25 protein-coding genes are annotated in these 24,380 nt (G+C 67.7%); 13 read left to right on the top strand and 12 right to left on the bottom strand.

Annotated elements, in window-relative coordinates; translation table 11 throughout:
* Nucleotides 1-38: 38 nt before the first annotated feature.
* Nucleotides 39-962, bottom strand: a complete 924-nt coding sequence (locus tag BLW48_RS04665; RefSeq protein ID WP_093172993.1) for a LysR family transcriptional regulator — start codon at nt 960-962, stop codon at nt 39-41.
* Nucleotides 963-1,061: 99 nt separating this feature from the next.
* Here BLW48_RS04665 and BLW48_RS04660 point away from each other — a divergent pair, with 99 nt between their 5' ends.
* Nucleotides 1,062-2,285 carry an MFS transporter gene (locus BLW48_RS04660; protein WP_093078649.1) on the top strand — a complete coding sequence of 408 codons (1,224 nt, stop codon included), beginning with the start codon at nt 1,062-1,064 and terminating at the stop codon, nt 2,283-2,285.
* Between the two features lie 11 nt (nt 2,286-2,296).
* Here BLW48_RS04660 and BLW48_RS04655 read toward each other — a convergent pair whose 3' ends face one another.
* Together BLW48_RS04655 and BLW48_RS04650 are read right to left on the bottom strand one after the other, a co-directional pair.
* Nucleotides 2,297-2,671, bottom strand: coding sequence for a dihydroneopterin aldolase (locus tag BLW48_RS04655; RefSeq protein WP_093056387.1), 375 nt, complete (start codon nt 2,669-2,671; stop codon nt 2,297-2,299).
* An 11-nt stretch (nt 2,672-2,682) separates the two neighbouring features.
* Nucleotides 2,683-3,462, bottom strand: a complete 780-nt coding sequence (locus BLW48_RS04650; protein ID WP_093172991.1) for an SDR family oxidoreductase — start codon at nt 3,460-3,462, stop codon at nt 2,683-2,685.
* A 22-nt stretch (nt 3,463-3,484) separates the two neighbouring features.
* Between BLW48_RS04650 and BLW48_RS04645 the strand changes: the two genes are divergently transcribed.
* The 5 genes from BLW48_RS04645 (at nt 3,485) to BLW48_RS04625 (ending at nt 8,442) form a co-directional block, all read left to right on the top strand.
* The gene (locus BLW48_RS04645; protein ID WP_093173270.1) at nt 3,485-4,600 is read left to right on the top strand and encodes a class I SAM-dependent methyltransferase; all 1,116 of its coding nucleotides are present in this window, start codon (nt 3,485-3,487) and stop codon (nt 4,598-4,600) included.
* 125 nt (nt 4,601-4,725) lie between these two features.
* The gene (locus BLW48_RS04640) at nt 4,726-5,619 is read left to right on the top strand and encodes a TauD/TfdA dioxygenase family protein (protein WP_093172988.1); all 894 of its coding nucleotides are present in this window, start codon (nt 4,726-4,728) and stop codon (nt 5,617-5,619) included.
* A gap of 22 nt (nt 5,620-5,641) precedes the next feature.
* On the top strand, nt 5,642-6,652 hold the full coding sequence (locus BLW48_RS04635; protein ID WP_093172986.1) for an ABC transporter substrate-binding protein: 1,011 nt from the start codon (nt 5,642-5,644) through the stop codon (nt 6,650-6,652).
* Between the two features lie 3 nt (nt 6,653-6,655).
* Nucleotides 6,656-7,576: an ABC transporter ATP-binding protein gene (locus tag BLW48_RS04630; protein WP_371127534.1), complete on the top strand. Its 921-nt coding sequence runs from the start codon at nt 6,656-6,658 to the stop codon at nt 7,574-7,576.
* Nucleotides 7,573-8,442, top strand: coding sequence for an ABC transporter permease (locus BLW48_RS04625; protein WP_093078655.1), 870 nt, complete (start codon nt 7,573-7,575; stop codon nt 8,440-8,442). The genes BLW48_RS04630 and BLW48_RS04625 overlap by 4 nt, the downstream gene beginning before the upstream one ends.
* Here BLW48_RS04625 and BLW48_RS04620 read toward each other — a convergent pair whose 3' ends face one another.
* A complete protein-coding gene (locus BLW48_RS04620; protein WP_093172984.1) occupies nt 8,443-8,835 on the bottom strand; it encodes a DUF5329 family protein in 393 nt (130 codons plus the stop codon).
* 114 nt (nt 8,836-8,949) lie between these two features.
* Between BLW48_RS04620 and hisN the strand changes: the two genes are divergently transcribed.
* Genes hisN through BLW48_RS04595 form a run of 5 tightly spaced genes read left to right on the top strand, consistent with a single transcriptional unit; the run spans nt 8,950 to nt 12,875 of the window.
* Nucleotides 8,950-9,726 (top strand): histidinol-phosphatase, encoded by a 777-nt coding sequence (hisN, locus tag BLW48_RS04615; protein ID WP_093172982.1) that lies wholly within the window; start codon nt 8,950-8,952, stop codon nt 9,724-9,726.
* Nucleotides 9,727-9,736: 10 nt separating this feature from the next.
* Complete coding sequence (locus tag BLW48_RS04610) at nt 9,737-9,931, top strand: DUF2905 domain-containing protein (protein ID WP_056509065.1); 195 nt, start codon at nt 9,737-9,739, stop codon at nt 9,929-9,931.
* Between the two features lie 17 nt (nt 9,932-9,948).
* Nucleotides 9,949-10,875 carry an ROK family protein gene (locus tag BLW48_RS04605; RefSeq protein WP_093172980.1) on the top strand — a complete coding sequence of 309 codons (927 nt, stop codon included), beginning with the start codon at nt 9,949-9,951 and terminating at the stop codon, nt 10,873-10,875.
* 30 nt (nt 10,876-10,905) lie between these two features.
* Nucleotides 10,906-12,432, top strand: a complete 1,527-nt coding sequence (locus tag BLW48_RS04600; protein WP_093078661.1) for a tetratricopeptide repeat protein — start codon at nt 10,906-10,908, stop codon at nt 12,430-12,432.
* Nucleotides 12,429-12,875: a DUF1877 family protein gene (locus tag BLW48_RS04595; protein ID WP_093056135.1), complete on the top strand. Its 447-nt coding sequence runs from the start codon at nt 12,429-12,431 to the stop codon at nt 12,873-12,875. The genes BLW48_RS04600 and BLW48_RS04595 overlap by 4 nt, the downstream gene beginning before the upstream one ends.
* A 15-nt stretch (nt 12,876-12,890) precedes the next feature.
* Here the strand turns inward: BLW48_RS04595 and BLW48_RS04590 are convergent, their stop codons facing one another.
* Nucleotides 12,891-14,336 carry an aminotransferase-like domain-containing protein gene (locus BLW48_RS04590; protein ID WP_093172978.1) on the bottom strand — a complete coding sequence of 482 codons (1,446 nt, stop codon included), beginning with the start codon at nt 14,334-14,336 and terminating at the stop codon, nt 12,891-12,893.
* A gap of 172 nt (nt 14,337-14,508) precedes the next feature.
* Here BLW48_RS04590 and BLW48_RS04585 point away from each other — a divergent pair, with 172 nt between their 5' ends.
* Entirely contained in the window at nt 14,509-14,838 is a 330-nt protein-coding gene (locus BLW48_RS04585) for a hypothetical protein (RefSeq protein WP_093172976.1), read from the top strand.
* An 84-nt stretch (nt 14,839-14,922) separates the two neighbouring features.
* Here the strand turns inward: BLW48_RS04585 and otsA are convergent, their stop codons facing one another.
* The 5 genes from otsA to BLW48_RS04560 form a co-directional block, all read right to left on the bottom strand.
* Nucleotides 14,923-16,308 (bottom strand): alpha,alpha-trehalose-phosphate synthase (UDP-forming), encoded by a 1,386-nt coding sequence (gene otsA / locus BLW48_RS04580; protein ID WP_093078665.1) that lies wholly within the window; start codon nt 16,306-16,308, stop codon nt 14,923-14,925.
* On the bottom strand, nt 16,305-18,227 hold the full coding sequence (locus BLW48_RS04575; RefSeq protein WP_093056129.1) for a glycoside hydrolase family 15 protein: 1,923 nt from the start codon (nt 18,225-18,227) through the stop codon (nt 16,305-16,307). The genes otsA and BLW48_RS04575 overlap by 4 nt, the downstream gene beginning before the upstream one ends.
* Nucleotides 18,224-19,021: a trehalose-phosphatase gene (gene otsB, locus BLW48_RS04570; RefSeq protein WP_093172974.1), complete on the bottom strand. Its 798-nt coding sequence runs from the start codon at nt 19,019-19,021 to the stop codon at nt 18,224-18,226. The genes BLW48_RS04575 and otsB overlap by 4 nt, the downstream gene beginning before the upstream one ends.
* A 77-nt stretch (nt 19,022-19,098) precedes the next feature.
* Nucleotides 19,099-20,931 (bottom strand): ATP-binding response regulator, encoded by a 1,833-nt coding sequence (locus tag BLW48_RS04565; protein WP_093172972.1) that lies wholly within the window; start codon nt 20,929-20,931, stop codon nt 19,099-19,101.
* Nucleotides 20,932-20,976: 45 nt separating this feature from the next.
* Nucleotides 20,977-22,143: a multifunctional CCA addition/repair protein gene (locus tag BLW48_RS04560; RefSeq protein WP_093172970.1), complete on the bottom strand. Its 1,167-nt coding sequence runs from the start codon at nt 22,141-22,143 to the stop codon at nt 20,977-20,979.
* A gap of 166 nt (nt 22,144-22,309) precedes the next feature.
* Here BLW48_RS04560 and BLW48_RS04555 point away from each other — a divergent pair, with 166 nt between their 5' ends.
* Nucleotides 22,310-23,035, top strand: coding sequence for an OmpW/AlkL family protein (locus BLW48_RS04555; RefSeq protein WP_093172968.1), 726 nt, complete (start codon nt 22,310-22,312; stop codon nt 23,033-23,035).
* Nucleotides 23,036-23,059: 24 nt separating this feature from the next.
* Here BLW48_RS04555 and BLW48_RS04550 read toward each other — a convergent pair whose 3' ends face one another.
* Together BLW48_RS04550 and BLW48_RS04545 are read right to left on the bottom strand one after the other, a co-directional pair.
* Nucleotides 23,060-23,746 carry a glutathione S-transferase family protein gene (locus BLW48_RS04550; protein WP_093172966.1) on the bottom strand — a complete coding sequence of 229 codons (687 nt, stop codon included), beginning with the start codon at nt 23,744-23,746 and terminating at the stop codon, nt 23,060-23,062.
* Nucleotides 23,747-23,857: 111 nt separating this feature from the next.
* A complete protein-coding gene (locus BLW48_RS04545; RefSeq protein WP_093056116.1) occupies nt 23,858-24,379 on the bottom strand; it encodes an MgtC/SapB family protein in 522 nt (173 codons plus the stop codon).
* Between the last annotated feature and the right edge of the window lies 1 nt (nt 24,380).

Raw genomic sequence — 24,380 nt, 5'->3', positions numbered from 1 at the left:
GGGAAGGGGGTGATTGTCCTCGATCCCCATTCCGCACGCTACGCGGCGGGAAAGGCGGTGCGCATCGCCTCGACGAAGAGCCGCAGCTTCGCCGGGTAGAAGCGCGCGTACGGGTACGCCAGGTACACCGGCGCGGGCGTCCCGCGCCACTGCGGCACCAGATGCAGCAGCCGGCCCGCGGCGATCTCCTCGGTCAGCATCCATGTCGACGACACGCCTGCGCCCAGGCCCAGCAAGACGGCGCTGCGCAGGGCGTAGAGGCTGTCGGTTATCAGGCGCGGGCGGATCGGCACGCGGCACACCTCGCCGGTGGTCTCGTGCGTGAGCACGACCTCGGTGCGGTAGAAGTTGCGCGCGGCCAGCCAGGGCAGGGCTTCCAGCTCGCGGGGGTGGGTGGGCACTGCGGCTGCACCCTCGAAAAGAGAAGGCGCGGCAATCGCGATGCGCGGCACCTCGGACAGGCGGATCGCCACCACGGCCGGGTCAGTCACTTCGCCGACGCGAATCGCACAGTCGACGCCCTCGGCGATGAAGTCGGGCGTCTGGTCGTGCGGGCTGTCGTGCAGCAGCCATTCGACCGTCACCTGCGGATGGCGCTGCAGGTACCCGGCCAGCGGGCCGACCAGCAACTGCTGCCCGAAGGCGTGCGGCGCCACCACGCGCAGCCGGCCCTCGGGCTGGTCGCCGACGCCGCGCAGCTCGGCCTCGAAGGCGCCCCAGCTCTGGATCAGCTCCTTGGCGCGGTCGAAGCAGCGCTCGCCGTCCTCCGTGAGCTTCATCGCGTGCGTGGAGCGCTGCAGCAGCCGCACGCCCAGCGAGCGCTCGAGCGCCTGCAGGCGGCGGCTCACGGTGGGCTGGGTGGTGCCCATCTGCGTGGCTGCGGCCGACAGGCTGCCGGCCTCGACGATGCGCACGAAGGTCTGCATCAGCTCGATGCGGTCGGTGGGAGCGGGCTTTTCCATGCGTCGAGCGTATATCAATTGTTCGACCCGGGAGGCTACCTTTGACCGCCACCGCCCTGCAAACTCCGGCCCTTGCTTCTGGTTCTAAGGGTTAACACCATGTCTTCCATTCAATCGACGCATGAGCGACTGCCCGGCTCGCTGATCCTGCTGCTGGCCGCCAGCGCCGGCTTCGGTGTCGCGGCGCTCTACTACAGCCAGCCCATGCTGGGCGTGCTCGGGCCCGACATCGGCGCCTCGGCCCGTTCCGTGGGTTTCGTCCCCACGCTCACGCAGCTGGGCTATGCGCTCGGCATCCTGCTGCTCGCCCCGCTGGGCGACCGCTTCGACCGCCGCCGCATCATCCTCGTCAAGGCAACGGTGCTGGTGCTGGCGCTGCTCGGTGCAGCTTTTTCGCCCTCGGTCGGCCCGCTGCTGGCGGCCAGCCTCGTCATCGGCCTTGCCGCCACCATGGCGCAGGACGTGGTGCCGGCCGCCGCCACGCTGGCGCCCGAAGCGCACCGAGGCAAGATCGTCGGCACGGTGATGACGGGGTTGCTGCTGGGCATCCTGCTGTCGCGCGTGCTCAGCGGCTTCGTGGCCGAGCACTTCGGCTGGCGCACGATGTTCATGGTCGCGGCGGCCAGCATTGCGTTCATTGGCGTTGCCGCGGCGCGCGGCCTGCCGCACCTGCGCCCGACCACGCAGCTGGGCTACGGCGCGCTGCTGGGCTCGCTGGCGGATCTGTGGAAGCGCCACAGCGCGCTGCGCCGCGCCGCCTTCGCGCAGGCCCTGCTGTCGGTGGGTTTCAGCGCCTTCTGGTCGACGCTGGCCGTGATGCTGCACGGCGCGCCCTTTCATCTGGGCAGCGCAGCTGCCGGCGCCTTCGGCCTGGCCGGCGCCGCGGGTGCGCTGGCCGCGCCGCTCGCCGGGCGCCTTGCGGACCGCCGCGGCCCCGAACTGGTGATCCGCATGGGCGCCGTGCTGGTCGTGGTGTCGTTCGCGGCCATGCTGTTTGCGCCGCTGATGGCACCCGCCGCGCGGCTGGGGCTGATCGTGGCCAGCGCCATCGGCTTCGACTTCGGGCTGCAGGCCGCGTTGATCGCGCACCAGACCGTGGTCTACGGCATCGACCCCGGTGCGCGCAGCCGGCTCAATGCGGTGTTCTTCACCGGCGTGTTCATCGGCATGGCCACGGGTTCCGCGCTCGGCGCCCTGGTGCTGGCGCAGTGGGGCTGGTCGGCCGTGGCCTTGCTGGGGGCGGTGTCGGGGCTGGGTGCGCTTGCCGTGCGGATGTGGCCCTTGGCCGTCAAGCCCGCCGTGGCTTGTGGTTCAGCTGCCTGAGGGGCTGTTGCTCACCACTCGCCGGCTTCCATGCGGATCGCCACTTCGCAGTCGTCGAAGATTTCGAGCTTGGCGATCTTCACGCGCACGCCCACCACGCCGGGCAGCTGCAGCAGGCGCTGCACCAGCTTGCCGATCAGGCTTTCGAGCAGGTTGACGTGCTCGGCGGTGCACTCTTCGATGATGATGCGGCGCACCTTGCGGTAGTCGAGCACGTGGAAGATGTCGTCGTCCTGCGGCAGCAGCGGCTGCGGGCCGAGGTTGAGTTCGGCATCGACCAGGATCGGTTGCGGCGCCGTCTTCTCCTGTTCGAGGATGCCCAGGTTGGCGTCGAAGCGCAGGCCCTGGAGGGTGAGTGTCTGGTGGCCTTGCGAGGGAGTGGACATGGTGGTGGTGCTCACATGAGCGAGAAATCGCGCTCGAATTTCATCAGGTGCTGGCCGCCGTCTACCAGCAGCGTGGTGCCGGTGATCGAGCGGTTCTCCAGCGCGAACTTCACTGTGGCGACCACGTCATCCGGCGTGGAAGAGCGGCCCAGCGGCGACAGTTTGTGCAATTGCGCGAACTTGTCGTCGTCCAGCATGTGGCTCGCCAGCGTGAGGCCGGGCGCCACGCCCACCACGCGCACGCGAGGCGCGAGGGCCAGTGCCAGCATCGGCGTAGCGGCTTCGAGCGCGGCCTTCGACAGCGTGTAGCTCAGGAAGTCGGGGTTCGGGTTCCACAACTTCTGGTCGAGCAGATGGACAACCGCGCCTTGCGCGTTGCGCGCCGTCACGTGTTCATGCAGCGCCTGCGCCAGCAGGATGGCCGCGCCGGTGTTGCTGCGCGCATGGCGTTCCATGAGCGCATAGCCGAAGGTGGCGGCTTCGTCGTGCTCGAACAGCGCTGCGCTGTGCACCACGGCGTCGACGCTGCGAAAGCGCGCGACCACGCGGGGCAGCAGGGCGCGCGTGGCCTGTTCGTCTTCGAGGTCGGCGGCGAACAGGGCCGAGTCGCCCGAGAGTGCGGCGCAGTCGGCCACCGTCTGCTCGGCCTCGGCCAGCGAACTCCGGTAGTGCACCGCCACTTGCCAGCCGCCTGCGGCAAGCCCCAGCGCGATCTCGCGGCCCAGCCTGCGGCCTGCGCCCGTGACGAGAACGGTGCGGCGGGAGGCAGGGGCTTGGGAAACGGGGCTCATGCGGGGGAGGGAGAATGGCGCTGTGACGACAAAGACGACCCCCAGCAGTTTACCTACCGCCCTCGACCACCTCATCGCGCGTTCCGTCGAGCGCGCGGGTGGATGGATCGGGTTCGACCGCTTCATGGCACTCGCGTTGTATGCGCCCGGCCTGGGCTACTACGCCAACACTTCCGCCAAGTTCGGGCACATGCCTTCTTCGGGCAGCGACTTCGTGACGGCGCCGGAACTCACGCCGATGTTCGGGCAGACACTGGCAGCTCAGGTGGCCGAGGCGCTGGAGAAGACGGGGACCGACACGGTGTGGGAATTCGGCGCTGGTTCTGGTGCGTTGGCGGTGCAGCTGCTGCATGCGCTCGACGAGATGGGGCGTACCGATGTGCGCTATCGCATCGTCGATCTGTCCGGCACGCTGCGGGAGCGGCAGCAGCAGGCGCTGGTGCGGTATGCGGATCGTGTCGAGTGGCTGAACGAGCTGCCTGAGTCGATGGAAGGCGTGGTGGTCGGAAACGAAGTGCTCGATGCGATGCCTGTGCAATTGCTGGCGCGTGTGGGCGGGCAGTGGTTCGAACGCGGCGTGGTGCGCAATGCGAGCGACGACGGTTGGGCATGGGCGGACCGCCCCACCGAACTTCGCCCGCCGATCGAAGTGCCCGGCGGGCACGACTACCTCACCGAGATTCATCCGCAGGCTCGGGCGTTCATTGCGACGCTGGCGGATCGGCTCGGGAAGGGCGCGGCTTTTCTTATCGACTACGGTTTTCCCGAGGCCGAGTACTACCACCCGCAGCGGCACATGGGCACGGTGATGTGCCACCGGGCGCACCAGGCTGATGGCGATCCGCTGTCCGATGTGGGCTACAAGGACATCACTGCGCATGTCGACTTCACGGGTATTGCGCTGGCTGGGCAGGACGCGGGGCTTGAGGTGCTGGGCTATACGAGTCAGGCGCGGTTTCTGCTGAACTGTGGGTTGCTGGCTCGGATGGAAGCCGGGTCTGTTGCCGAGCGGGCGATGGCTGCGCGGTTGATCCATGAGCATGAGATGGGGGAACTGTTCAAGGTTGTCGGGTTTGCTGTTGGGGGGGCTTGGGATGCGATGGGGTTTGTTGATGGGGATCGCAGTCATACGCTTTGAGTGACTGTGGTTGTTTGTGTTCCGGGGCCGGGGCGAGACCCGGCCCCCGTCCCAAACATCCAAAGTCATAAGCTATCAACGAAGAGTTCGTTGGGAAACAACAAACCGGCCCCTACATTCCCGGCATGACAGCCGTTCTTTCCAGCAGCAGGCCCGAGCCCGCCGCACAGCACTTCGAAGTGCGCCCCTTCGATGCCCCCGTAGGCGCCGAAATCATCGGCCTCGACATCTCGAAGCCAATCAGCACCGAAGACTTCGTCCGAATCCACAAAGCCCACCTCGACCACCACGTCCTGGTATTCCGCGACCAGCAGATCACCCCGCAGGAGCACATCGACTTCAGCCGCCGCTTCGGCCCGCTCGAAATCCACGTCCTGCACCAATTCCAGCTGAAGAACCACCCCGAGATCCTCATCGTCTCCAACATCAAGGAGAACGGCGAGCCCATCGGCCTTGGCGACGCAGGCGTCTACTGGCATTCCGACATTTCGTACAAACCCAACCCCAGCCTGGGCTCCCTGCTGCACGCGCAGGAGCTGCCGAGCGAAGGCGGCGACACGCTGTTCGCCGACCAGCATCTCGCATGGGAGTCGCTGAGCCCCGAGCTGCAGCAGCGCGTCCTGCCGCTGAAGGCCGAGCACAGCTACCTCGCCAAGTACGAAGAGCTGCGCGCGAAGAACCCGTGGCGCCCCAAGCTCTCGCAAGCGCAGATCGATCAGGTCGCCCCAGCCGTCCAGCCCGTGGTGCGCACGCACCCCGAGACAGGCCGCAAGGCGCTGTTCGTCAGCGAGCACTTCACCACGCGCATCGTCGGTTTGCCGCAGGGCGAAAGTGACGCCTTGCTCGCCGAGCTGTTCGCGCACAGCGTGAAGCCCGAGTTCGTGTACCGCCACCAGTGGGCGCCGCACGACCTGGTGTTCTGGGACAACCGCTCGCTGATGCACCTCGCAGCGGGTACGCCAGACCACCTGCGCCGCCGCCTCAACCGCACCACCATCGTCGGCGACACGCCTTTCTGATTTCTCTTCCGGACCCCCGTCAATGAACCGCTTCACCCGCAAAGCCGCCGCGCTCGTCACCGGCCTCGGCCTTCTCGCCGGCAGCCTCGCTGCGCATGCCGAAGGCCAGATCCGCATCGCCGAGCAGTTCGGCATCGTCTACCTGCTGCTCAACGTCGCGCAGGAGCAGAAGCTCATCGAGAAGCACGCGAAGGCCGCGGGCGTCGATGCCAAGGTCGAATGGGTCAAGCTCTCGGGCGGCTCGGCCGTCAACGACGCGCTGCTGTCCGGCAACATCGAGATCGCGGGCGCCGGCGTGGGCCCGCTGCTCACGCTGTGGGACCGCACCAAGGGCAAGCAGAACGTGAAGGGCGTGGCCTCGCTGGGCAACTTCCCGTACTACCTGGTTAGCAACAACCCGAACGTGAAGACGATCGCCGACTTCACCGACAAGGACCGCATCGCGCTGCCCGCCGTGGGCGTGTCGGTGCAGTCGCGCGTGCTGCAGTTCGCCTCGGCCAAGCTGTGGGGCGACAAGGAGTTCAACCGGCTCGACAAGATCAGCGTGGCGCTGCCGCACCCCGATGCGGCTGCGGCCATCATCAAGGGCGGCACGGAGATCACGGGGCACTTCGGCAATCCGCCGTTCCAGGAGCAGGAGCTCGCGGGCAATCCGAATGCACACATCGTGCTCAACTCGTACCAGGTGCTGGGCGGTCCGTCGTCGGCGACGGTGCTCTACGCGACGGAAAAATTCCGCAGCGAGAACCCGAAGATGTACAAGGCCTTTGTCGATGCGCTCGACGAAGCGGCCAAGTTCGTCACGGCCAACCCTGAGAAGGCGGCCGATATCTACCTGAAGGTGAGCAACGCGAAGCTCGACCGCGATCTGCTGCTGAAGATCATCAAGAACCCCGAAGTGCAGTTCAAGACCACGCCGCAGAACACGTATCCGCTGGCGGAGTTCATGCACCGCGTGGGCGCGATCAAGAACAAGCCGGCTTCGGTGAAGGATTACTTCTTCGACGATGCGCAGAATTCGTCGGGGAATTGATCGATGAGCACGGCAGCGGCTTTGCCTTCCCGGGGTGACTCCCTCTCACATCGGGAGAGGGCGGGGGTGAGGGGGGAGCCTCTGGCATCGCCACCCGCCCTCACCCCAACCCTCTCCCGCGAGCGGGAGAGGGAGAGGGGGCAAGAAAGCGCACCGCTGCTACAGGTGGACAAGGTCAGCCTCGAATACCGCACCCCCGAGCGAGTCGTCCGCGCCACGCACCGCGTGAGTTTCGATGTCCACGCCGCCGACCGTTTCGTGCTGCTCGGTCCCTCGGGCTGCGGCAAGTCCACGCTGCTGAAGGCCGTGGCGGGCTTCATCCCGCCGGTCGAGGGCGAGATCCGCCTCGAAGGCCAGCGCGTAACGCAGCCCGGCCCCGACCGCATCGTCGTGTTCCAGGAGTTCGACCAGCTGCCGCCGTGGAAGACCGTGAAGCAGAACGTGATGTTCCCGCTGCTGGCTTCGCGCACGCTCGGCAAGAAGGAAGCCGCCGAACGTGCGCTGCACTACCTCGACAAGGTCGGCCTTGCAAAGTTTGCCGATGTGCATCCGCACCAGCTTTCAGGTGGCATGAAGCAGCGCGTGGCGATTGCACGCGCGCTCGCGATGCAGCCGCGCGTGCTGCTGATGGACGAGCCCTTCGCCGCACTCGACGCGCTCACGCGCCGCAAGATGCAGCAGGAACTGCTCGAGCTCTGGGACGAGGTGCGCTTCACGCTGCTGTTCGTCACGCACTCGATCGAAGAAGCGCTGGTAGTGGGCAACCGCATCGCGCTGCTTTCGCCGCACCCGGGGCGCATGCGCGCCGAGATCAACAGCCACGGCTTTTCGCTTGCGAGCCTGGGCGGTGCCGAGTTCCAAAGCACGGCGCAGCGCATCCACGACATGCTTTTCGAGGAAGAACATGAGGAGGCCGCGGCATGAGTGCCATCGTTCCTCCCATCCGCCCCGAATACGAGCGCACGCTCGAGCCCTTCACCGAGCTGCCGGTCGAACGCACGCTGCCCCTGGGCGCGCGTATCTGGTCGCAGGCCTGGCTGCGCAAGGGGCTGATCCTCGCCGTCATCGCCGTGCTGTGGGAGCTTGCGGCCCGCTGGCAGAACAACGACCTGCTGCTGCCCACCTTCACCGCCACGGCGAGCGCGCTGTTCGAAGGGCTTGCCAGCGGCGAGCTGATCGAGAAGGTGCGCATCTCGCTGGCCGTGCTGCTTCAGGGCTACCTCGCCGGCGTGCTGCTGGCATTCGCGCTCACCACGCTCGCCGTGTCGACGCAGATCGGCCGCGACCTGCTGGACACGCTAACTTCGATGTTCAACCCGCTGCCCGCCATCGCGCTGCTGCCGCTGGCGTTGCTGTGGTTCGGGCTGGGGCGCGGCAGCCTCGTGTTCGTGCTGATCCACTCGGTGCTGTGGCCGCTGGCGCTCAACACCTATGCGGGCTTCCAGGGCGTGCCCGAAACGCTGCGCATGGCGGGGCGCAACTACGGGCTGAAGGGCCTGCGCTACGTGTTGCAGATCCTGGTGCCGGCTGCGCTGCCGTCGATCCTGTCGGGCCTGAAGATCGGCTGGGCCTTTGCCTGGCGTACGCTGATCGCGGCCGAACTGGTGTTCGGCGCCTCGTCGGGCAAGGGCGGGCTGGGCTGGTACATCTTCCAGAACCGCAACGAGCTGTACACCGACCGCGTGTTCGCGGGCCTTGCGATGGTGGTGCTGATCGGCCTGCTGGTCGAGAGCCTGGGCTTCAAGACGCTGGAGCGGCTCACGGTGCGCCGCTGGGGGCAGCAGCGCTAGCTAGCCGCTGGTCTTCTTCGCGGCTTGCCGCATCGAGCGCAGCTCGCCGTTGAGGAACTCGTTGGCGTCGCGCACCGTGCCGTTGTTGAGCTTCACCTTGTAGGCCTGCCCCGTCATCTCCGAGCGCGAGGCGCAGCGCTCGATGAAGTCTTCGGCCGTCACCAGCTCCTTTTTGAAGTAGTCGTACTTCGCCTGCATGTGCTTGGCGGCGTCGGCGGCGGTGTATTCGTTGCCGTTGCGCAGGAAGACCATGGCCGACATCTTCGAGACGCGCTGGATCAGCGTGTCGATCAGCTTGTCCTCGGCGTCGGAAGGGGTGGCGTGCGCCAGCAGGGCCGAGGCGCCGAGCAGGAGGGCGAGCAGCGTGGTGCGCAGGAATTTGAGCGAGGCCATTTGTTTTGTCTCCTGGCAATTTTCGGGCCATGCTAGGACCGGCGCCCCCGCCGTGTCAAACCCGGCCCGGCTCGGGTCTAATCGCAGGTTTTGGCATGTGTTAACCACTCTCCCATGAGCTCCTCGACCCCCGATCTTTCGTCGATTGCCCAGGCGCTGGCCGATGCCGCCGCAGCGCAGTCGATGCACTACTTCCGTACGCCGCTGGACATCATCACCAAGGCCGACGAAAGCCCGGTCACGCTGGCCGACCGCGCCGCCGAGACGGCCATGCGCGAAATTCTTGGTGCGCGCGTGCCTGCCGACGGCATCTACGGCGAGGAGCACGGCCCCGAGCGGCTCGACGCAGAGCGCGTCTGGGTGCTCGACCCCATCGACGGCACGCGCAGCTTCATCACCGGCTCGCCGCTGTGGGGCACGCTGATCGGTGTGCTGCAGGGCGGCCGCATCGTGCTGGGCGTGGTCGACATGCCGGTGCTCAAGGAGCGCTGGATCGGCGAGGCCGGCAAGGGCGCCACGCGCGACGGCCAGCCCGTGCGCGCCAGCAGCTGCACCGAGGTGGCCAAGGCCCGCATCGTCACCACCTCGCCCGACATCTTCGCGCTGGCCGACTGGACTGCCTTCGACCGGCTCAGCCGCCAGTGCGCGATGCGCCGCTTCGGCGGCGACTGCTACGGCTACGCCCAGCTGGCGGGCGGCACCATCGACCTCGTGGTCGAGACCGGCCTGCAGCCTTATGACTACCTCGGCCCCGCCGGTCTGATCGAGGCCGCAGGCGGCGTCATCACCGACTGGCAGGGCCAGCCGCTGGGGCTGAAGTCCGACGGGCGGGTGATCGCGGCGGCAACGCCCGAACTCCACCGGCAAGCGATGGCCATCCTCTCGGCCTAGACTGTCGAACATGTTCCGCTGGCTGATCGTCGTCGTCCTCGCACTGGTGCTCATGAGCGGCCTGACGGCCTGGCTGCGCCGCTTCGGCTTCGGACGACTGCCCGGCGATTTCGAGTTCCGCGCCTTCGGCCGCGAGTGGCAACTGCCGATTGCCAGCACCGTGGTGCTCAGCATGATCGCGGCGCTGGTCGCGCGTCTTCTGTAGAGAAAAGACAAACAGCAATGAGAGCCTGCGTAGACATCGGCGGCACCAAGGTGGCCGTAAGCCTTTCCGCTTCGAGCGACGCGCCGCTGATCGGCCGCCGCAGCGAGCCCACGGCCAAGACCGGCGACAACGACGCGGTGGCGGTGCAGATCATGCGGATGATCGACGAGGTCTGCGCGGAGCAAGGCATCGATGCCGCAACCATCGACCGCGTGGGCGTGTCGTCGACCGGGCCTTTCGAGCTGCGCGACGGTCTGGTCGAACTCGCCACTCCCAATATCTGCGGTGGCATCGCTGGGCCATCGCGCGGCCTGCCCAACGCGTGGATGACCGCAATCATCGAGGCTCCTCTGGTCCAGCGTTTCGGCAGCGTCCGGGTCGAGAACGACGCCGTGGCAGCACTCGAGGCCGAGCGCCATTGGGGCGCGCTCAAGGGCCTGGACAACTGCGCCTATGCCACTTGGAGCACCGGCGTGGGCGTTGGCCTTTGTGTCGATGGCAAGGCCCTGCGCGGCAAGAACGGCAATGCTGGTCACGCGGGGCATAGTTTCGTGGTCGATGACGACAGCGGTGCGCTTTGCGGCTGTGGCAACTACGGCGACGTCGAGGCATTGGCGGGCGGCAATTCGATCGGGCACCGTTTCGGGCAGTCTGCCGCCGATCTGTTCTCTGCCGCATCCGCTGGCGAACCCAAGGCGCTGGAAACGGCGGAGGCCCTGTGTCGCGTGTTCGGGCGGATGCTCTACAACATGGTCATTACCCTCGACCTGCAGCGCATCAGCTTGGGTGGCAGCGTGTTCTGGCACCACCGCGACTTCGTGCTGCCACGGCTGCAGGCACAGGTCGACGGCAAGCTGCTCCCGCTTACGCGTGGTGTGACGCTCGTGCCCGCCGGCCTGGGCGACAAGGTCGGCGACTACGCCGCACTGGCGCTGCTCGACTGAACGGCCACATCGTACGATCCGGCGAACATCATGACCCTGCTGCCTCGCCGTCGCTCCTATGCCTACCTGCTGTGGCTGGTAGGCGGCTTCATCGGGGCGCATCGCTTCTATCTCGGGAGCTACCTGGGCGGCGCGGCGCAACTGGCGCTACTGCTGTATGGCGTCGCCGGCCTGCCGGGGTCGCGCTTCGGCCTGGCGCTTGTGCTGCCATGGATGCTGTTCGACGTCTACTGGATCTACCGGCGGATGAAGCAGCAGGACGGGGCCGCTGTCGAAGATGGTGAAGAAGCTCCGGCCCGCCAGCGCGCCCGTCGCGCCGGGACACGAGAGGCCAAGGAATACGACCTCGCCGCCCTCGCTGAAGCCAACAAGCTGCAGGAGCGCTTCGTGGCCGCCGCCGAGGCCGAAGACTGGGCCGGAGCCGTCGCCATCGCCGAGCAGATCGTCGCCACCGCGCGCCGCGTGTTCAAGGGCCCGCACCAGAACCTCGCGATGACGCTGTGCATGCTCGGCCAGGCCTGCTACCAGTTCAAGGCCTTCGACAGGGCCCGGGCCAGCCTGGAGGAAAGCCTTTCCATCGGCCGCAAGATCGGCATGCCGGCGGAAGACATGGACATCGCCCGCAAGGCGCTGGACCTGACCCTGACCGGCATCGCCGAACGCAAGGCCCACGGCGCTGCATCCGACGAAGAAGGCGCGCTGCTGAACCTGCTCGAAGACCGCGACGCGCGCTACCGCGACGCACTGGCCCAGGGCGACCTGCCCCGGGCCGAGAAGTTCTGCGCCGAAGCCGTCGCCGCCAGTCGCCGGCTGTACGGCGGCGCGGACAGGGCCGTGGTGCTCCAGCTGGCCAGCTATGCGGAACTGTGCCGCCGGCTGCAGTGGTACGACAAGGCACAGGCCTCGGCGGACGAAGCCCTGGCCATGATCGGGCTGCTCGGCCTCGACGACAGCTGGCGGCGCGGGCCGACCAACACCCTGGCGCTGCTGCATGCCGCGGCCGGGCGGGCCGAAGAGGCCGAAGCGCTCTACAAGAAGACCATCGCCATGGCGGTGGCCGAAGCCCGGGGCGGCTCCAGCGATGGCGTGGTGCGCGCATTCAACAACCTGGCGTTTCTCTATGCCGAGTCCGGCCAGGACGCCAAAGCCGAGCTTTGCTACGCGCGCGCCCTCGTTCATCTGGACAAGCTCCCGCCGGGCGAGGGCGACGCCGAACTGCACTCCGACATGCTCAACAACTTCGCCAGCCTGTTCATGGCGCGCCGCGAATTCGACAAGGCCAGGCCGCTGTTCGAGCGCTCGCTCGACATCCAGCAGGGCAGCTGCCGGGGCATTTCCCAGGCGGCCGCAACCGCCCACAACGACCTGGGCCTGATCGCGCAGGAAGAGGGCGACTTGCGCCAGGCGCTGATGCATTTCAAGCGCACGCTGCTGCTCAACCAGATCTGCGCGCCCGACCACTTCAGGAACATCGACAACGCGCAGCGCAACATCGACAGCGTGAGCATGGTGCTCGCCACGGTCGCTCGCGCCGCACGCATGGAACCCAGCACATGAGCATCGGCGGCGCCTTCTACGCCCTGGACCGCTACCGGCTGCGCGCGCTGGTGATCGATCCGTCCACCGTGTCGGGCTTCCTGCATTCGCCGGCCGCGCAGGGCGGCCCGCACGACAGCCAGACGGTGGAGCAGGCCTGGGACGTGGTGCGCACGCTGCTGCCCGAGGCGGTGGACGGCGAGGAGCTCGACGGCACCGACGGGCTGGGCTGCATCTATCTCACGGCTGCTCACGTCGAGCGCACCGCGGCCCGGCTCGCGCAGCGCGACGTGGCGGAACTGATGGGCCGTTTCACCGGCGAGCCGGCGAAGTTCAGCGAACTCTACTGGGCCAAGGTCTGGCAGGACGGCGCCCGGGACCTCGAGGGCTTCATGGAAGGTGTGAAGCGCTTCTTCGCCGGCGCGGCCGCAAGGCGCGACGCCGTCGTGTTCTACATCGTCTGAATCGCCGGCTGGCTGCTAGTGCGGCGGCCGCACGGCCGACACGATCTCGCCCAGCCGCTGCAGCCCCGCATCCACCGCCTTCGAATACGGCCAGCCGCAGTTGATGCGCAGGTAGTTGTCGAAGCGCCCCGAGTTCGAAAACTGCGCGCCCGGCGCCACCAGCATGTGCTCGCGCAGCGCCGCGTCGAACACGTCCACCGACGAGCGTTGCCCGGGTAGCTCGACCCACAGCTGCAGCCCGCCGCGCGGCAGGTTCAGCCGCGTGCCCGACGGAAAGTATTTGGCGATGGCATCCGCCGTCTGGTCGCGCTGCACGTGCAGCCGCTCGCGCAGCCGGCGCAGGTGGCGGTCGTAGCCGCCGCTCGCGACGAACTCGCCCGCGGCAATCTGCGCCAGCGCCTCGTTGTTGCGGGTCTGCGCGTACTTGAGCATTTCCACCTGAGCGTGCCAGCGCCCGGCGGTGATCCAGCCCAGCCGCAGCCCCGGCGCCAGCACCTTGTGCAGCGACGCGCAATAGATCACGTTGCCCGTGCGGTCCCACGACTTCACCGCGCGCAGCGGCGCGTCGCTTTCCACGAGGTCGCTGTAGGTGTCGTCTTCGACCAGCGCGATGCCGTGGCTCTCGCACAGGTGCACCAGCCGCTGCTTGTGGGTGTCGGGCATCACGCTGCCGATGGGGTTCTGCAGGTGCGGCACCACCACCACGGCCTTGATGTCGTCGTAGGTGTGGATGGCGAGGTCGAGCGCTTCCAGGGAGATGCCCGTTTGCGGGCTGGTCGGAATCTCCAGCGCGCGCAGCCCCAGGCTTTCGAGCACCTGCAGCAGGCCGTAGAAGGTGGGCGACTCCACGGCCACCGTGTCGCCGGGCTTGGCGATGGCGCGCAGCGCGAGGTTCAGCGCCTCGATGCAGCCGTTGGTGACGAGCACTTCGTCGGGCGGCACCGTCATGCCCACGCGCAGGCTGCGCTGTGCCAGCGCTTCACGGAACTGCTCGTGGCCTTTTTGCGACGAGGCGGTGGTCAGCAGCTCGGGCCGCTGGCGCAGTGCGCGCGTCATCGAGTTGCGCAGGGCCTCGGCGGGATACAGCTCGGGAGCCGCGCGGGCGATGGCGAAGTTGAGCTTCACGCCCGTATGCCGGCCGCGCGCCATGAAGTTGGCCATGCGCGTGCGCATGCTGACGAACTGCGCGGGGTCGGGCGGCACGTCGGCAATCGGCTCTTCCATCGGCGCGATGGCCATGCGCTGCGGCCGCCGCACGAAGTAGCCCGAACGGTCGCGGGCCTCGACCCAGCCGTCGCTTTCCATGGCTCGGCAGACCTGCAGCGCGGTCGACAGGCTGATGTCGTGCAGCCGCATCAGGCTGCGCAGCGAGGGCAGCTTGTCGCCCTGCTTGAGGGAGCCGGTGTGGATCGCGTCCACATAGTGCGCGGAGAGCTGGCGGTAGAGCGGTAGCGAGTCCATGGGGGCGATGTTCCCCGTATCGGGCATCCGAAAACAGATGCAGTTGCTAAGGAAAACGACCATAACAGATGCGTCGGCGGCACCGCTGTTACGGTCGCAATAGCCATGGCGTGTGCCTGTTTTTTAGGCGACGGAATTTCTACGATGAACCCTCATTCACCCGAGGTTCGCCATGATCACCACCCTCTCCCAAGCGCCCGATTCCATCGTTCTCGAACCCGGCCAGTCTTTGCGCACCTCGGTCGATGCCGGGGCCTGGCTCCAGTTGGCCGAGGGCCGCGCCCGGGTCGTGTCGCCGCCCGGATGGTTCGGCGAGACTGTGTTCATGGCCGAGACGCTGCTCGAGGAAGGCGAGGTGCATCGGCTGCCGCACGGCGGCTGGATCGAAGTGTCTGCGCTGACGCCGGTGCATTTGCGGGTGCACGTGCCGCTGGTTGCGCAGGTTTCGGCTGTGGAGGCGCGGCCGGTGATGCGCTTTGTGCGTCTGCTTACTGGCTGGTAGGGGACTTGTTCGGGGTGCGTGCGAATGACACCGGGTACTCCCCTCCGCGAATGTCCCCCGTCGGCGTGATCGCACCCCGAACAATCAACGTTCGCTAGCCGCTTCCCGCAGCGCCTCGAGAAAGCTATTCCGCCACCAGTGAATGTCCTGCTCACGAATACGCGACAACAACTTCTGGTGCCGCTCCCGCCGCTCCTCCAGCGGCATCTGCAGCGCCTGCTGAACAGTTTCCGCCGTGCCGTGTGTGTCGTACGGATTCACCAGCAGCGCTTCCTTCAACTGCTCGGCCGCTCCCGCAAAGCGTGACAGCACCAGCACGCCCGGGTCGGCCGGGTCCTGTGCCGCGATGTATTCCTTCGCGACGAGGTTCATGCCGTCGCGCAGTGGCGTTACAAGCCCCACGGCCGCCGCGCGGCACAGCCCCGGCACACGCTTGCGCGCCACCATGCGGTGGATGTAGCGCACCGGCATCCAGTCGAGTTCGCCGTAGTCGCCGTTGATGGCACCGCAGAGCGATTCGAGCTCCCGCCGGATGTCGCCATACGCATCGACTGTCTCGCGCGTGGGCGAGGCGATCTGGATCAGCGTGGCGCTGCGCCGGTTTTCGGGGTAGTTGGCCAGCAACTCGCGGAACGAACGCACCCGCTGCGGAATGCCCTTGGAGTAGTCGAGCCGGTCGATGCCCAGCAGCAGCCGGCGGCTCGAATACTCGCGCTTCATGGTCTCGTACATGTCGCGCGATTCTTTTGCATGCGTGAGCGCCGCGAATTCGTCGACGTCGATGCCGATGGGAAAGGCGCTGCTTCGCACCGTCTGACCGTAGGCACGGTACATGTCGTTGCCCAGGTACTCGCCGTGGGCCTCGTTGCGCACGTAGTGCTCGAAGTGCTGCACGTCCTGCTGCGCCTGGAAGCCGATCAGGTCGTACGAGAACAGCGAGCGCATTAGCCATTCGTGCTGCGGGATGGCCGCGGTGATGATCTGCGGCGGCAGCGGAATGTGCAGGAAGAAGCCGATGCGCTGCCTGCAGCCCATGGCGCGCAGCTCGGCTGCCAGCGGGATCAGGTGGTAGTCGTGCACCCAGATGATGTCGTCTTCCTTCAGCAGCGGCAGCAGCTTGCGTGCGAACAGCTGGTTCACGCGCCGGTAGCCGCCGATGAAGCCGGCGTCGAAGTGCGCCAGGTCGAGCCGGTTGTGGAACACCGGCCAGAGCACGTCGTTGCTGTAGCCGAGGTAGTAGCTATCGTGGTCTTCGCGGCTCAGGTCGATGGTGGCCAGCGTTACCTTGCCGGCCTGCTGCCGGTGCAGTTCGCCTTCGCCCGTGGGGCCGCCTTCGACGACCTGCCCGCTCCAGCCGAACCACATGCCGCCGCTTTGCTGCAGGCTTTCGCCGAGAGCGACGGCCAGGCCGCCGGCTGCCGGCTTGCGTGGGTCCGCCACGCGGTTTGAAACGACGACTAGACGACTCATATGCACGAATCCCAGGGAGCGGACAGGCGCACGGCCGCGTTGATGATGCCGACCATCGAATAGGTCTGCGGAAAGTTGCCCCACATCTCGCCCGTGACCGGGTGCGTGTCTTCCGACAGCAGGCCCAGCGGGTTGCGCGCCGCGAGCATGGTCTCGAAGATCTGGCGCGCCTCGGCCTTGCGGCCGATCTTGGCGAGCGCGTCGATGCGCCAGAAGGTGCAGATGTTGAAGGCGGTCTCGGGCTTGCCGAAGTCGTCGGCGGCCTCGTAGCGGCGCATGTAGGGGCCGTCGCACAGCGACTTTTCCATTGCGTCGACCGTCGAGATGAAGCGGGGGTCTCGCGCGTCGATCAGGCCGACCTCCACCATCAGCAGGATGCTCGCGTCGAGCTCGTGCCCGCCGAAGCTCTCCGCAAAGGCCTGGCGCTCTTCGCACCACGACTTGGCGAGGATCTCTTCCTTCATGCGCGCGGCATGGCCGTGCCAGTAGGCGGCGCGCTCGGGCAGGTGCAGCGCGCGGGCGATCTTGCTGAGCCGGTCGCAGGCCGCCCAGCTCATCAGCGCCGAGCTGGTGTGCACGCGTGCGCGCGTGCGCAGCTCCCACATGCCCGCGTCGGGCGTGCCGTAGACGCGCACCGCCTGTTCGCCCACCGCCTCGAGGTGCGGAAACTCCGCCAGCCCCGCGCGGCTGAGCAGCCGGTGGTCGTGAAAGGCCTGCGCCGCGCCGAGCACGATATTGCCGTACACGTCGTGCTGGAAATGCTCCTGCGCCTGGTTGCCCACGCGCACCGGGCCCATGCCGCGATAGCCCGCCAGGTTCTCGACAAAAGACTCGGGCAGCTCGCGCTCCAGCCCGATGCCGTACAGCGGCTGGATGTGCTCGCCGTGCGAGCCGATCACCACGTTGCCCAGCCAGCGCAGGTAGTCTTCCATGGTGCCCACTTCGCTCAGGGAATTGAGCGCGCGCACCACGAAGAACGCGTCGCGCAGCCAGCAGTAGCGGTAGTCCCAGTTGCGCTGGCTGCCCGGCGCCTCGGGAATGCTGGTGGTCATGGCGGCGACGATGGCGCCGGTGTCCTCGTACAGCGAGAGCTTCAGCGTGATAGCCGCGCGGATCACCGCCTCCTGGTACTCGAAGGGAATGGCCAGGCGCTTGCTCCAGGTGCGCCAGTAGGAGATGGTTTCCTGCTCGAACTTGCGCGCGGTGTCGGCAATGCCGTCGAGCAGCGTCTCGTCCACGCCGAACATGAAGTTGTATTCGCGCGAGAGCACGAAGGGCTGGCGCGAGAGGATGTGCGAGATCGATGCGTCGGTGTTCAGCCGCAGCGTCACGTCGGGGCCCACGTAGCGAATGTGGTTGCTGCCGCGCGTAACCTCCACCGGCGCCGAGGCGCCCCACTGGAAGCGCGGATCGAGCGACACGCGGATGCGCGGCGCGCCGGCAATCGGCCGCACGCGGCGCACCATCATCAGCGGGCGGAAGTAGCGCGAGCGGCTGTAGAAGCGCGGCGCGAAGTCGGTGATCTCCACGCCCTGGCCCGCGCTGTCGAACAGCTGCGTGCGCAGCACGGCCGTGTTCGGCTCGTACCACTGCTTGGCCTCGGCGAAGTCTTCGATGTCGATGCTCCACGCACCCGCATCCTCGCCGGGGTGCAGCAGGGCGTTGAACACCGGGTCGCCGTCGAAGCGCGGCAGGCAGCACCACACGGCACGGCCGCGCGCGTCGATGAGTGCGCTGTAGGCGCAGTTGCCGATCACGCCGACGTTGAGCGAAGGCTCGGCCGGCGGGGCAAAGCCGCGCGGGCCGGGTGCTGCGGCTGCCTGCATGTCGGCCGGCGCGCGGTCGTCCGGGCCGGCCGCGCCTGCCAGCGCCTGGCCGGCGCGATCCTCGGGCGCCACCGGCAGTTGTTGTTCGCTCATCGGGGGCTCCTCGGGGATTCTTCGTCGGTTTTTGCGGGTTTTTGTGTCGCCAGCATGTCGCGTGCCTGCACCAGCCATTCATAGACGGCGCGCGGCGATTCGAGCCGGTGCAGCGCCAGGCTCGGCCCCGAGCCGACCTTGATGGCGATGCCGCCGCGCGGCTGCACTACCGCAAAGCCGCTCTCGTCGGTGGTGTCGTCGCCCAGAAAGACCGGCGTGCGGCCCGCGAACGGCGCCTCGGTCATGAAGGCGTCGATGGCGATGCCCTTGTTGACGCCCGTGGGCTTTACCTCGAACACGAACTTGCCGTGCATGAGTTCGAGCTGCGGATGGTTTTCGATGGCGCGCGACATCGCGTCGCGGCATACGGCTTCGAGCTGCGGCGCGAGCCGGTAGTGCAGGGCGATGGCGGCGTGCTTGCGCTCCACCAGCAGGCCCTCGTGCACGCGCGCGAGTTCGTTGGCAATTTCCAGGATGGGAATGAGATCGGGCGGGCGCTGCTCCTGCGTGTGGCCGCTGGCGTTGCGGCGCTGCACGCCGTGCTCGCCGGCCGCGGGCAGCCGCAGCGGTGCGAGAAAGCGGTCGATGGAGTCGATCTGGCGGCCCGACACCACGGCAAGCGCGCCGCCGAGCTGGTCGCGCAGGTCGCTCAGCAGAGGCACGAGGGCAGGCGGAATCTCGATGGCTTCAGGCGTGGGCGCAAGCCCGACCAGCGTACCGTCGAAGTCGAGGAAGAGGGCTGCATCCCGGCCCAACGGAGGAGGCAACTGCAAGTTGCTGGAGGACTTTGGCATCGGGAAAAACCTTAACACGCGTCGAAGCATGCGCGTGTCGGCCAAAACCGGACGTGCGTCGGGGTCAGGGCCGTGAATCAGGCGGCCTTGGGCACCACATCGGCAAGCGCACGCAGCAGCGCCGCGGCGTTCACCGGCTTGAACAGCACCGGCACCCCGGAGGCGCGCACGTGCTGCAGCCGCTCGGGCGAGGTCTCGCCGGTTACCAGCATCAGCGGCGCCTGCAGCCCGAAGCGGCGCTGCAGCCTCAGGCCGACGTCGAGGCCGTTGTCGCCGTTGGAAAGGCGGTAGTCGCACATCAGCAGTGCGAAGGGCCGCTCCTGCACATCGGGCCGGCCCAGCACCTCGACGGCTTCGGTTTCGCTGGCCACCGCGTCCACGGCCAGGTCGTGGGCGTGGAAGAGGCCGGTCATGGCCTCGCGGATCTCCGCTTCGTCGTCGATCAGCAGGATGCGTGCGCGTGTCGCATGGATCACCGCCTCGGGCGAAGCAGCGGTGCTGCGGAAAGCTGCGGCCGGCTCGACGTCGGCCACCAGGGGCGCCGCGGCCGGCAGCTGGATGCGGAAGCGCGAGCCGCCGCCCAGGCGCGACTTCACCTGCACCGGATGCTGCAGCAGGCGCGAGAGCCGCTGCACGATCGACAGGCCGATGCCCAGGCCCTGCGCGCGGTCGCGGCCCGGGTTCTGCACCTGGTAGTACTCCTCGAACACGCGCTCGTGCTGCTCGGGCGCGATGCCGATGCCGGTGTCGAGCACTTCGATCCACACCATGTCGCCGCGCGAACGGGCCCGCACGGCAACGCCGCCGCGTGCCGTGTACTTCAGCGCGTTGTCGACGAGGTTCGAGAGCATGCGGTACAGCAGCTGCGGATCGCTGCGCACCCACAGGCCGCTGGCGCGCACCCGCAATTGCAATTGCCGTTGCTCGGCCTGCGCCGCGAACATGTGGTTGAGCGAGCGGAACAGCGCATCCAGCGACACAGGCCCGACGGCCGGCATGACCACGCCAGCGTCGAGGCGCGACACGTCGAGCATGGTGTCCAGCGAATTGCCCAGCGCGTTCACCGCGCGCATCAGCCGCTGCGCGTTGCGCCCGCCATGGTGCTCGCGCAGCTCGTTTTCGAGCGCGGCGCCGAACAGGGCGATGGCATGCAGCGGCTGGCGCAGGTCGTGGCTGGCGGTGGCGAGGAAGCGCGTCTTCTCGGCGCTGGCGCGTTCGGCGACGGCAATCTGCTTGCCGAGCTGCGCGGCCAGCGCCTCGTTCTCGAAGCGCAGCACCAGCGAGTCGGTCAGCAGCTTGTGCTGCTGGTCGCCCACGCGCAGCGTGAACAGCAGGTAGCCCAGGCTGAACACCGCGAGGAAGAAGTGCAGGGCGTCGCCCTGCCAGGCCAGCGCGGCGATCAGGCTCAGCATCATCGGCAGGGTGTAGCCGTACAGCGCGGGCTTGAGCGGCCACAGCAGCTGCATGGCCCGGGCGCAGCTGCCGATGATGACCACGGTGACCACCGAGGTCACGGGCAGGTCGCCGGCCGAGACGAACAGCAGCGGGGCGGTGGCCGTGGCCATGCTCACGGCAGTGACGGTGCGCGAATGCCGGCGCGCCCAGCGCGTCGTGTCCGCGAGCGGCACGCCCTCGTGCCAGCGCGGCATGAAGAAGAGGACGAGGCCGAACGACAGGTGGGCCGCCATCCAGGCCAGGATCCACAGGCGGGGCTGGTGCACGTACATGGCGGCGCCGAGCGCCGCGCCCAGGCCGAAGTGCACGAACACCGATGCGTTGTAGGCCGCGTACACCGAGGCCACGTGCTCGCGCAGCACGCGCAGGCTCAGGTCGTCCGGCCCGGCGGATGGATCGGTCGGATGCTGGGAAGCGTCGGATTCGAGTGCGGGCTTCGGCGCGGTGGCATTCACCCGGTCGATGCTATCGGCCGGGTCTGCTCCGGGAAGTGCCAGAAGTCATGCCCTGGCGGACAGCGATGCCGCGACGGCTTCGACCCGGGCCTGGTGGATCGCCTCGCCGATCTTCGGGCCGGTGGCGCCGGACTGCTGGGCGGCTTTGGCCACCACATCGGTGACCACGGCCGCTGCCGTCGCCAGCACGGCGAGCAGGCGCTCGCGCTGCGGGTAGGGCGCATCGCCGGAGCCGGGCCGGCCGCGCGCATAGCATTCGCAGGCCAGCAGCGCCTCGGCGAAGCGCGCGGGCTTGCGGAAGGCGTCGCAGCGCTCCAGCAGGCGCACCAGGCCCGTGGCGTCCAGCGCGTCGCTACCGTCGATGTGGCCATGCTCGCGCGCCACCACCTCGGCCAGTTCGCGGATGTCCACCGGCACGCGCCAGCGGTCGCACACCTGCTGCAGCTGCTTGACGCTCTCGTTGCGCATGAGGCAGGCGAAGCGCACCGCCAGCGAGGCCTGCAGGCGGGCGCTGGCATCGATGACTGCCATCGTTGTTTGCGTGCCGCCGTCGAGCTCGGGCAGCAGCACGGCCAGCGCACCGCATTCGCGCAGCACCTCGAACATGCGCGAGGGGCGTGTTTCCATCAGGCCGCGCGACAGCTCCTGCCACACGCGCTCGGCGACCAGCGCATCGACCTCGCCGGCGGCGACCATCTCGCGCATCAGCGCCATGGTTTCGGGGGCGACGCTGAAGTCGTCGAAGCGTGCCGCGAAGCGCGCCACGCGCAGGATGCGCACCGGGTCTTCGCGAAAGGCCTCGGTCACGTGGCGCAGCACCTTGTCGCGCAGGTCGCGCTGGCCGTGGAAGGGGTCGGCCAGCGTGGCGGGCGTGGGGTCGAAGCGGCCGTCGGCGCTCACCAGCTCGGCCGGCAGCGCAATGGCGTTGACGGTCAGGTCGCGGCGCGCGAGGTCTTGCTCCAGCGTGACGTCGGGCGCGGCATGCACCGTGAAGCCGCGGTAGCCAGGCGCGCTCTTGCGCTCGGTGCGGGCCAGCGCGTATTCCTCGCGCGTCTCGGGGTGCAGGAATACCGGAAAGTCGCGTCCCACGGGCAGGTAGCCGCGGGCCACCATTTCTTCGGGCGTGGCTCCGACCACCAGCCAGTCATGGTCGGACACCGGCCGCTGCAGCAGGCGGTCGCGAAGTGCACCTCCAACGAGAAAAATTTTCATAAGTGCAGTGTAGGGATACTCCCGGTACCAAAAAATAGAACGGTCGTTCGATAATCCCCGGAGCGGACCGGGAAATCGTTCGTTCATCGGACGAAATTCAGCGGCAGTCACAAGTCGACGCCCGCATCCGTAGAGGGATATGTCAACCAAAGGAGCAATTCACATCATGAAGAAAACAATGTTTGCGCTGGCGGCTCTGGGTGCCTTGGCATCCGGAAGCGCGATGGCGCAGCAGGCGGGCGACTGGGTCGTCGGCGCGGGCTGGTTCCATCTGTCACCACAGGATTCCAGCAAGCCGCTGACCGTGACCTCGCCCATTCCGAGCGTGCTGGCCGGCTCGGGTGCCAGCGTGAGCGATTCCGACACGGTGGGCCTCAACGCCACTTATTTCCTCGACAGCCACTGGGCGGTGGAAGGCGTGTTCGGCGTGCCGCCGAAGTTCAAGCTCAACGGCACCGGCACCCTCGGCCGCGTCGGACAGCTCGGCGAGGCGCGCCAGTGGAGCCCGACGATCCTGGGCAAGTACTTCTTCAACGAGGGCACCGACGCCTTCCGGCCGTTCGTGGGCCTGGGCGCCACCTACGTCTGGTACAGCGACGTCAAGCTGACCTCGAACCTGCAGAGCGCACTGGCCGGCCAGTTCCACCAGTCGCCGTTCGCTGTGAACACCACGGCCAAGCTCGACAGCAAGTTCGCGCCGGTGATCAACGTGGGCGCGGCCTACCAGTTCGACAAGCACTGGGGCATCTCGTTCTCGGTGTCGTACATCCCGCTGAAGACCAAGGCCAAGCTGACGACGACCTCGATCTACGGCCTGCCGGTGGCCAATAGCGAAGCCAGCCTGAAGCTGAACCCGATCGTCACCTACGTGGCGGCAACCTACCGGTTCTGATTCGCCCCACCTGCTTCGAAGACCCTAGCGCCCCGTGCGATAGGGCTCTTCGAACTGCAGGAAATCTTTCTCCGCCAGTGCATCGTCGATCCAGGCCTTGACGCCCGGCAGCGCCTGCACGCGCTCGATGTAGGCCGTGATATGTGCCGGCACCGGCAGGCCATAGGTCTTGATGCGTGTGCCGATGGGCGCGAAGTAGGCATCGGCGATGCCGAATCCGGCACCGAACAGCATCGGGCCGCCATGCGTGTCGAGCAGGCCGTTCCACATCTGCACGATGCGCGCGAGGTCGCTGGCGACTTCGGGCACTTCCTTCAGCAGCCGGGCGCCCACCTCGGGCAGCGAGGCTTCGATGTTCATGCCGCAATGGTTGCGCAGGCCGCCGAAGCCCGAGTGCATCTCGGCGCAGACGCTGCGGGCGCGCGCACGGTCAGCCGCGGACCGGGGCCAGAGCTGCTTTTCGGGGAAGGTCTCGGCGAGGTATTCGGCGATGGCCAGCGTGTCCCAGACGACGAGGCCGTCGTCTACCAGCACCGGCACCTTGGCCACCGGGTTCAGCGCGGCGATGGTGTGCTTGAACTGCGAATCGGCCTCGAACGAATCGAAGCGCACCACGACTTCCTCGAAATCGATGCCGGCCTGCTTCATCAGTACCCAGGGCCGCATGGACCACGACGAGTAGTTCTTGTTGCCGACATAGAGCTTGCGCATGAGAGGGATCTCCGGTCCGTTGCGGTGGTTCAAAAAGGGGGTCTTCGATGCTAGCCGGACGCTGTGCCGCGATTGATGCCGAAGGCGGCGCGAATTGATGCGGCAGCGCGTTCAGCGCTCGCGGGTGTCGTCGTTCTTCTTCGGACCGGCCACGCGCTCGATCACGCTCACGAGGCGCGGCACCAGTGCCAGCACGGCGAGCGCCAGCAGCGCGCTCACCACGGCGGTCACCTCGCGGCCGAGTCCGCAGGCCATGCCGATGGCGGCCGTCATCCAAAGGCCCGCGGCGGTGGTCAGGCCCTGCACATGGCTCTCGTCCTTGCCCTGCTTGAGGATGGTGCCGGCGCACAGAAAGCCCACGCCCGCCACCAGCCCCTGGATCACGCGGCTCATGTCGGCCGGCACGATGCCGGTCTGCTGCGGGATCAGCACGAACATCGCCGAGCCGATGGCCACCAGCATGTGGGTGCGCACGCCGGCCGCCTTGCCCTGCTGCTCGCGCTCGAAGCCGAGCACGAAACCGAGGGCGCCAGCGAGCGTGAGGCGCAGCACGATGCGGGTGAGCTGCGCGACGTCGCTTACGTCCGAGAACTCGGATGCGAGGGTGTCGAGCACCTCGTCGCGCCAACTCATC

The sequence above is a fragment of the Variovorax sp. YR266 genome, assembly GCF_900107295.1.
Taxonomy (GTDB): domain Bacteria; phylum Pseudomonadota; class Gammaproteobacteria; order Burkholderiales; family Burkholderiaceae_C; genus Variovorax.
The sequence above is the reverse complement of the archived record's forward strand: the minus strand, read 5'-3'. Positions and strand labels throughout refer to the sequence as shown.